Annotated in this window: 7 protein-coding genes and 1 pseudogene; 5 read left to right on the top strand and 3 right to left on the bottom strand. The window is 64.5% G+C overall.

Annotated features, from left to right (window positions below):
* Positions 1-229: 229 nt before the first annotated feature.
* Entirely contained in the window at positions 230-1,111 is an 882-nt protein-coding gene (locus tag JMJ56_RS29040) for a tripartite tricarboxylate transporter substrate-binding protein (RefSeq protein WP_328702500.1), read from the bottom strand.
* A gap of 562 nt (positions 1,112-1,673) precedes the next feature.
* Entirely contained in the window at positions 1,674-1,994 is a 321-nt protein-coding gene (locus tag JMJ56_RS29035; protein WP_202835240.1) for a hypothetical protein, read from the bottom strand.
* A 170-nt stretch (positions 1,995-2,164) separates the two neighbouring features.
* Between JMJ56_RS29035 and JMJ56_RS29030 the strand changes: the two genes are divergently transcribed.
* The 3 genes and pseudogenes from JMJ56_RS29030 (at position 2,165) to JMJ56_RS35725 (ending at position 3,632) form a co-directional block, all read left to right on the top strand.
* On the top strand, positions 2,165-2,500 hold the full coding sequence (locus JMJ56_RS29030; protein ID WP_202835239.1) for a DUF962 domain-containing protein: 336 nt from the start codon (positions 2,165-2,167) through the stop codon (positions 2,498-2,500).
* Positions 2,501-2,559: 59 nt separating this feature from the next.
* A pseudogene (locus JMJ56_RS29025) lies at positions 2,560-3,243 on the top strand (IS6 family transposase).
* 92 nt (positions 3,244-3,335) lie between these two features.
* Complete coding sequence (locus JMJ56_RS35725) at positions 3,336-3,632, top strand: transposase (RefSeq protein ID WP_407927964.1); 297 nt, start codon at positions 3,336-3,338, stop codon at positions 3,630-3,632.
* On the opposite strand, the gene JMJ56_RS29015 is transcribed toward JMJ56_RS35725, so the two are convergent.
* Positions 3,571-4,575, bottom strand: a complete 1,005-nt coding sequence (locus JMJ56_RS29015; RefSeq protein WP_202835237.1) for a tripartite tricarboxylate transporter substrate binding protein BugE — start codon at positions 4,573-4,575, stop codon at positions 3,571-3,573. The genes JMJ56_RS35725 and JMJ56_RS29015 overlap by 62 nt on opposite strands.
* Positions 4,576-5,293: 718 nt before the next feature.
* Here JMJ56_RS29015 and JMJ56_RS29010 point away from each other — a divergent pair.
* Positions 5,294-5,944, top strand: a complete 651-nt coding sequence (locus JMJ56_RS29010; protein ID WP_202835236.1) for a class I SAM-dependent methyltransferase — start codon at positions 5,294-5,296, stop codon at positions 5,942-5,944.
* Positions 5,945-5,999: 55 nt separating this feature from the next.
* A complete protein-coding gene (locus JMJ56_RS29005; protein WP_202835235.1) occupies positions 6,000-6,704 on the top strand; it encodes a class I SAM-dependent methyltransferase in 705 nt (234 codons plus the stop codon).
* The last annotated feature ends 66 nt before the right edge of the window (positions 6,705-6,770 follow it).

Genomic DNA, 6,770 nt, shown 5'->3' with positions numbered 1-6,770 from the left:
CGCCATCGGCCGCATCATCGAAACCTTCACCCCAGCCGAGTGCGCCAACCACTTCGCCGCCGCCGGCTATGACGCAGACTGATGGGAAAACGCTCTAGCAGGACGCCCCGGCGGCCACTACCGTCACCACGCGGTTCTGGATATCCATCGACAGCACCTTGGATATGCCTCTCGCCCCTTGCCAAGGGCGAGCTCCAAAGTGGCCAGCAGCGCCTTTCAAAACAGCCATTTAGTCTGCGAACTGTCCCGCAGCCTCGATAATGGGTTTCCAACGTGCCACCTCCTCAGCGTGGAAGCGGCGGTGGAAGGCAATACTGGCGCGCTCGGGCGTGGCAGGCTCGGTGAGGAGGTCCGCAAAGCGGGCACGGAGCCGCGCTTCGCCGAGTGCCCCTCGCAATGCGGCCGAGATCCGCTCTTGCGCCGGCTCAGGCGTACCGGCTGGCGCGTAAAGCCCGTGCCAAGTGCTCATAGTGAGGTCGGGAAAGCCCGCTTCGGCCGTGGTCGGTATGTCTGGCAAGCCCGGCAGCCGCGCGGTGCTGGTCACAGCGAAGGCACGCAGCCGGCCGTCGCGCAGGAATGGCACGGTATTGGTGGCTTGATCGCAGAGCAGATCGATGCGCCCTGCCATCACCTCGGTGATGGCAGGACCGGTGCCGCGGAACACCACCACCGTCGCCCGCGCCCCGGCCGTCCGATGCAGCAGCAGAGCGCAAAGGTTGGCCGCCGAGCTGAGCCCGGCCGTCGCCAAGTTCAGCCCCTCGCCTTGCTGCTTTAGGGCTGCAACATACTCACCAAAACTGCCGGCCGGGAAGCCGGGCCGCGCGATGAAGGTCATGGCCGCGTCGGACACCAGGCCGAGCGGCGCGAAGTCGGTGAGGACGTCGTATGGCAGGCGGCGGTAGAGCGTCGCACTCGCGGCCATGCCGATGTTGGTCATCATCAGCACGTAACCGTCGGGCCGTGTCTGGGTGAGTCGCTGCGTGGCTACGTTCGCGGGCCCGATGCTCTCGACCACGACCGCCTGGCCGAGGTGTGCGCCCATGCTGTCGGCGACGATGCGGGTGATGGTGTCCGTCGGCCCGCCGGCGGCGCCAGCGGCGATGATGGTCACCGGGCGGGAAGGGAAGCTCTCCTGTGCCAATGCTGAGGCGGACGCTGCCAGGGACATGCCAACCGCAAGGACGGCGCGCCGCGTAAGATGGGCCACAATGTTTCCTCCGGACTGTTGTCCAGCAGCCTACAAGTTTCCAGCTGGTTCGAACCAGTCCCAGCGCGCCTCCATGGAGGCAGGCGATGCGGTAGGGGTGCCTCGGTACAGATGGCCCAGTGCCCTCCGATGTCGGATCGCATAGCCATAGGTCCCCCTGCCGGCTCTCTGAAATGCCCGAGCTGGGCTGGTCTGTCCGCCGTCGAGGCCTCTGAGATAGATGGGCTGGATTAAGGTGCCGAGATCAGGCCGCGCGACCACCGGCGGTGAACGCCGCGCGGACGGCCGGCGTGCCAGAGTGCGTCCGATGAAAGTGCAGCGCCCTCCGACGGCGCACCAACCATCGACATCCTTGGAAGTGACCGATCGGACAGAGCGCATCCCGACTAGGGATGCATCGGTGGCTTCTGTTGGCCGCGTGCGCCAGTTCATGAGCGCGGTCCGGAGCCGCGAGTCTGATGGGCTGCTAGCTGGTAGGTATCCCCGAAATCTTGCCGGACCCTTCCGCGACAACTACACCTTCCTCGCTGCGGTGAAGCTCGCTCGTGGCCTCCCCCACCTGTCCCCCGTCCGGGTTGGCGCGCGAGTGCTCGCTCAGGAGGACGCGCTGTACTTCAGGGGAACACTGGCGTTCGATATGGCCGCCGAGACCCATCTTTTCGATCCTCTGCCATAGATCAGCGCGCTGCTCGGGCGCGAGGTGGTCTGCAACCATCGCCAGCGCGTGGTCGAGCAGGACGATGAGATCGCGGTCCAGGCGGGCGTCGGAGGGAGGAATGTCAACCATGGCTGATCGCAGCACGCTGGGATTCTGGCCGCAAGTGTCCTGACCGCTGGTGCTTGATGGTGGAGGTCACGCGGGCGGCCGTAATTAGGTGGACGCCCCCCCACGGCATTGATTTCACAGGGTAGAGGTGTTTGTTTGATTCCGGCGGGTTACTGGCTCACAGTCTCCTCATGGCTGACCGCTTCCACAGCTTCGATGATTTCTGGCCCTTCTACCTGCGGGAGCACAGCCGGCCAGCGACCCGATCGGTGCATATTGCTGCCACCTGCACGGCTGCGATCGTGTTGCTGATGGGCGTGTTGATAGGCCCCTGGTGGTTGATGTTGCTGGCCTCAGTGATCGGCTACGGCTGCGCGTGGATTTCACACCTGCTGATCGAGCGGAACCGGCCAGCCACCTTCAGTTACCCAACTTGGTCGCTACGGGGCGACCTGCGTCTTTCCTGGCTGGCGCTGTCAGGGCGGTTAGGGCCGGAGCTGCGGAAGTATGGCCTGGCGAACCGGTGAGGGCACCGTCAAGTCGAGCGCGGTTTGGCGGGCGGGCCCTGGTCCGGTAGTGGCTCCGGATGGTTTCGTCAGCCGCCAATTCGCCCCACCCTGGGTATCGGTTTCCCGTCGATGTGATTAGCCAGGCGGTCTGGCTGTACTTTCGCTTCCCGCTCAGCCTGCGCATGGTCGAGGAGATGCTGGCGGCGCGCGGCATCATCGTCAGCCACGAAACCGTCCGGCTGTGGGCGCTCAAGTTTGGCCAAGAGTCCGCCAACCGGATCCGGCGAAGGCTGCCCCGCGACGGAGACAAGTGGCACCTCGATGAGGTCGCCATCAAGATCGGTGGCGTGAAACACTGCCTCTGGCGTGCCGTGGACCAGACCGGGTTGGTGCTCGACGTGCTGGTGCAGAGCCGACGCGACAAGCGGGCCGCCAAGCGCCTGCTGCGCGAGCTGCTGAAGCGGCAATGCCAGGCGCCACGCGTCATGGTCACTGACAAGCCCTCGAGCTACGGGGCGGCCAAGCAGGAGGTGATGCCCGGTGTCGAGCACCGCCAGCACAAGGGCCTGAACAACCGGACCGAGAATTCACACCAGCCGAAGCGATGACGAGAGCGGCAAATGAAGCGCTTCAAGTCAGCGCGGCAGGCACAGCGTTTCCTCTCCGCTCACGACCAGATCGCCAACCTCTTCCATCTCCGCTGCGACCACGTCATCGCTAGTGAGCATGGAGCTGCAAGGGTGCGTGCGTTCGAAGCATAGGTCGACGTCAGCGAGATCGCCGCGGCCTGAACTCCAATCTCGCATCGCCCTTGGTCAGCCAATCCGGTCAGTCTCGCGCCAACAGCTTGACGATGCCGGCGGCTGACATGCTCGGCATCCTCGCCGCGCAGCTCCGGGCCGTCGGCGAGTGCGTGGACGAGGTCGAGGCAAAGCTGCTCGCTTGGCACAGAGCGGACGAAACCAGCAGCCGGCTCCAAGCTGTGCCGAGCATCGGTCCGATCACGGCGAATGCTCTGGTAGCGATTGTGGGCGATCCAAGCCACTTGGGTTTGGGACGCCAGTTTGCCGCTTGGCTGGGGATGCAGTCTAATCAGGTTGCAGCTTCCGCTCCTGCACAACCTTCTTGTAAACTTCGTACTCGGTCTTAATCTGCTGGGCGAATTCCTCCGGCGTGTTAGCCACAATGAAGGAGCCGGTCTCCTCAACGCGCCCGCGCACCATGGGCTCGGCAAGTGTTTTCAGCACAGCCTCGCGCACCCGCTCCACTATCGGGCGCGGCAGGCCCTTCGGACCCACGAAGCCGTAGAAGGCGACACGGTTGACCTGCTCCAACCCGACCTCCTTGAAGGTGGGCACGTCCGGCAGCGCCGCAACGCGCTGGGGTGACGCGACCACGATGGGCACGAGACGGCCGGTCTGGATGAAGGGTAAGGCCGAGGGCAGGTTGTCGATGATCACCGGCACCTGCCCCGCCACTGCGTCGTTCAGGGCCGGGCCAGAGCCGCGGTAGGGAATGTGGGTGAGGTCGGCCCCGGACAAGCTTTTGTAGAGCTCCATCTGCAGGTGAAGGATGCTGCCGGTGCCGGAGGTGGCATAGGCGTACTTGCCTGGGTTTCTCTTCACCTCGTCCGCCCATGCCTGGAAGGTCTTGGCTGGAAACGAGGGGTGCACCGCGACCACGTTTGGCGTCGCCGCGATGTTGGTGATCGGCGTGAAAGCGGTGAGCGGGTCGTAGGGAGTCGAGGGCTGGATCGCCGGTACGGTGGCCACGGTCGACACCGTTGCGATACCGAGCGAGTAACCGTCTGGTCTGGCGCGCGCGGTCTCGATGGCGCCGGTCACGCCGCCGCCGCCGCCCTTGTTCTCCACCACCATTGACTGGCCATTGAAATGCGGCGCGATCTGGCTGGTCACCACCCGGGCGATGATGTCAGTAGTGCCGCCAGGCGCGAATGGCACCAGCAGCTTCACCGCCCTATCCGGGTAGGCCTGCGCGCAAGCGCGGGACGTGCCGAGGAGCGGTGCGACGGCCAGTCCGGCCAGAAGGAGTGTCCTGCGGTCCAAACCGCCAGTCGTGTTGCCGTTCTGCATATCGTTCTCTTCGCTTATCGTTCATCGCTCATGAGCTTGGCGCTTCTGCTCGGAAGCTGACTTCGGAATGCTCTTGAGCGTCTCCGGTTGCCGGGCAGGTTGGAGGGGAGGATGGCGAGCCTTCTCCCGTGGAGATTGCAATCCTGTTGGCCCCTGCTGAAGCCAAGTGAGCACGAGCGCTGCGGCCGCGCTCGTTGCCTAGCAACATTTCCCACTTAAGCGGGCTTTGCCCAAGCAACAATACTATCGTTGCCTGAAGACCTGGAGTCTGGGATGACGCTTTTGCCGCCTAACCAACATGGTGGCGCCTGACTCAGCAAACAACCGCTGAAAAGTTAGCGCCTGAGTCTGGAGCCTTAGTTCTGAGGGCTGAGGGTAGAGAGCAAGCCGAATGCGCTTGCGGCGGGCCTGATGGGGGCGGGGCTGCAGTATGCTGGGTTTGGCTCAGGAGTGGGTACCGATCCGGCCTGATGTATGAACCACCTGTTGTTGGATAAGGCTCGACCTGGAAAGATCGACTGCGAGGGCAAGGTGGCGGAGCGCGCAGCTATTTGCTTGGCTTCATTTATTGCCGGTGCCAGGCCAGACCGCGTACTGCCCCGGCGAACGCCTGAATTGGTAAGGCAAGGCCGCTTCAACCGGCCATTCCGCGGCGAGTTGGCAACCCCGAGAGCCTCCCCACTTCTGAGGGGTTGCTACCTGAGAGGATCCCGTCGTCATGACCGAGGACGGTTGGCCCGAACTGCCGCCACGCGCCTTCGCCAAAGCTGATTCGTCATCGGATACGATTTTCTACGCCGCCCCTCGCTTCGTCACGCATATCGACGACGGGGCCATCGCGGCTGTCACCAAGCTGTACCACGCACTCTTCCCGGCCGGTGGCACGGTGCTTGACCTGATGTCGAGTTGGGTCAGTCATTTGCCGGAGGAGGTCGCCTACGCCGAAGTCATCGGCTACGGCATGAATGCAGCAGAGCTGGCCGCCAATCCGCGGCTTGACCGCTGGTTCGTTCAGGATTTGAACAGCGATCCCAAGCTGCCGCTTGCCGACGCGAGCGTGGACGCGGTCGGCATCTGCGTCTCGATCCAGTACCTCCAGCAGCCGGTCGAGGTGCTGGGCGAGGTGGTGCGCGTGCTGCGGCCTGGCGGCGTCGTGGCGATTACCTTCTCCAATCGCTGCTTTCCTACGAAAGCGGTGGCCATTTGGCAGGGCCTTGAGGGTCACGACCAGTGCGGGCTGGTGTCGCATTATCTACAGCGTGCCGGCTTCCCCAGCGTCGAAGCGCTGGAGCTGGTGCCACTGGGGCGATGGGGCAGGGATCCGCTTTGGGCAGTGATCGGGCGCAAGGGCGAGCGCAATGAGGGCTAGCCGCGCCGGGCTCGTCATCGCGGTGCCGCTTCTCGCTGGGCTAGCGGGCGCGGCGATGGCGCTCGCCGTGTCCGCTTGCTCTGCCGCCGCACCCGACGCGGTGGTGTCGGCCGCGGAGCCGCCCAGCCTCGCCGCAGAGCGGTTTCCGAGGCCGCAACGTCCGGTCGCCGGCATCGTATCCGACCAGTGGGCGAACGAGGACAGCCGTGAGCGCGCGGGTGAGGCTGCCCGGGTTATCGATTTGCTCGACATCCGTCCCGGCATGACTGTCGCCGATATTGGTGCCGGTGCCGGCTACTACGTCAGTCGGCTCGCACCTCGCGTTGGCCCCGAAGGCCGGGTTATTGCTCAGGATATTGAGCGTCGCACCCTCAATCGCCTTGGGCAGCGCGTCCTGCGTGAGCGACTGGGTAATGTGTCGCTGGTTCTTGGCGAGCCGCATGATCCCCGCCTGGCGCCGCGCTCGGTCGATCTTGCCCTGCTTGTTCATATGTATCATGAGATCGCGCAGCCCTACGGTCTCCTCATCAACCTTGTTCCGGCGATGCGGCTCAACGGCCGGGTGGCGATTCTTGATGTGGACGGCCCTGTGCTGGCGCATGGTACCCCTCGCGCGCTGCTGTCCTGTGAACTCGCGGCGGTAGGCTACCGGGAGGTGGCGTGGCACTGGATCGAAGGGCGGTCGATCTATCTGGCCGTATTCGAACCTCCAACAGATCCCCCCAAGCCCGAACGCATTGCCCCGTGCGGCGCGCAATAACGGTGCCGATGGCATTGTCACGTAGCTGAGCGCTGAGCGGAATGAACTGTTTGGACCAAGGTGGTC

The organism is Belnapia arida (genome assembly GCF_016773205.1).
GTDB lineage: Bacteria > Pseudomonadota > Alphaproteobacteria > Acetobacterales > Acetobacteraceae > Belnapia > Belnapia arida.
The sequence above is the reverse complement of the archived record's forward strand: the minus strand, read 5'-3'. Positions and strand labels throughout refer to the sequence as shown.

Excerpts from the sequence above, each read along its gene's own strand:
- JMJ56_RS29035 (WP_202835240.1), bottom strand. The coding sequence starts at position 1,994 with ATGGTTGACATTCCTCCCTCCGACGCCCGCCTGGACCGCGATCTCATC.
- JMJ56_RS29030 (WP_202835239.1), top strand. The coding sequence starts at position 2,165 with ATGGCTGACCGCTTCCACAGCTTCGATGATTTCTGGCCCTTCTACCTG.
- JMJ56_RS35725 (WP_407927964.1), top strand. The coding sequence starts at position 3,336 with ATGCCGGCGGCTGACATGCTCGGCATCCTCGCCGCGCAGCTCCGGGCC.
- JMJ56_RS29015 (WP_202835237.1), bottom strand. The coding sequence starts at position 4,575 with ATGCAGAACGGCAACACGACTGGCGGTTTGGACCGCAGGACACTCCTT.
- JMJ56_RS29010 (WP_202835236.1), top strand. The coding sequence starts at position 5,294 with ATGACCGAGGACGGTTGGCCCGAACTGCCGCCACGCGCCTTCGCCAAA.
- JMJ56_RS29005 (WP_202835235.1), top strand. The coding sequence starts at position 6,000 with ATGGCGCTCGCCGTGTCCGCTTGCTCTGCCGCCGCACCCGACGCGGTG.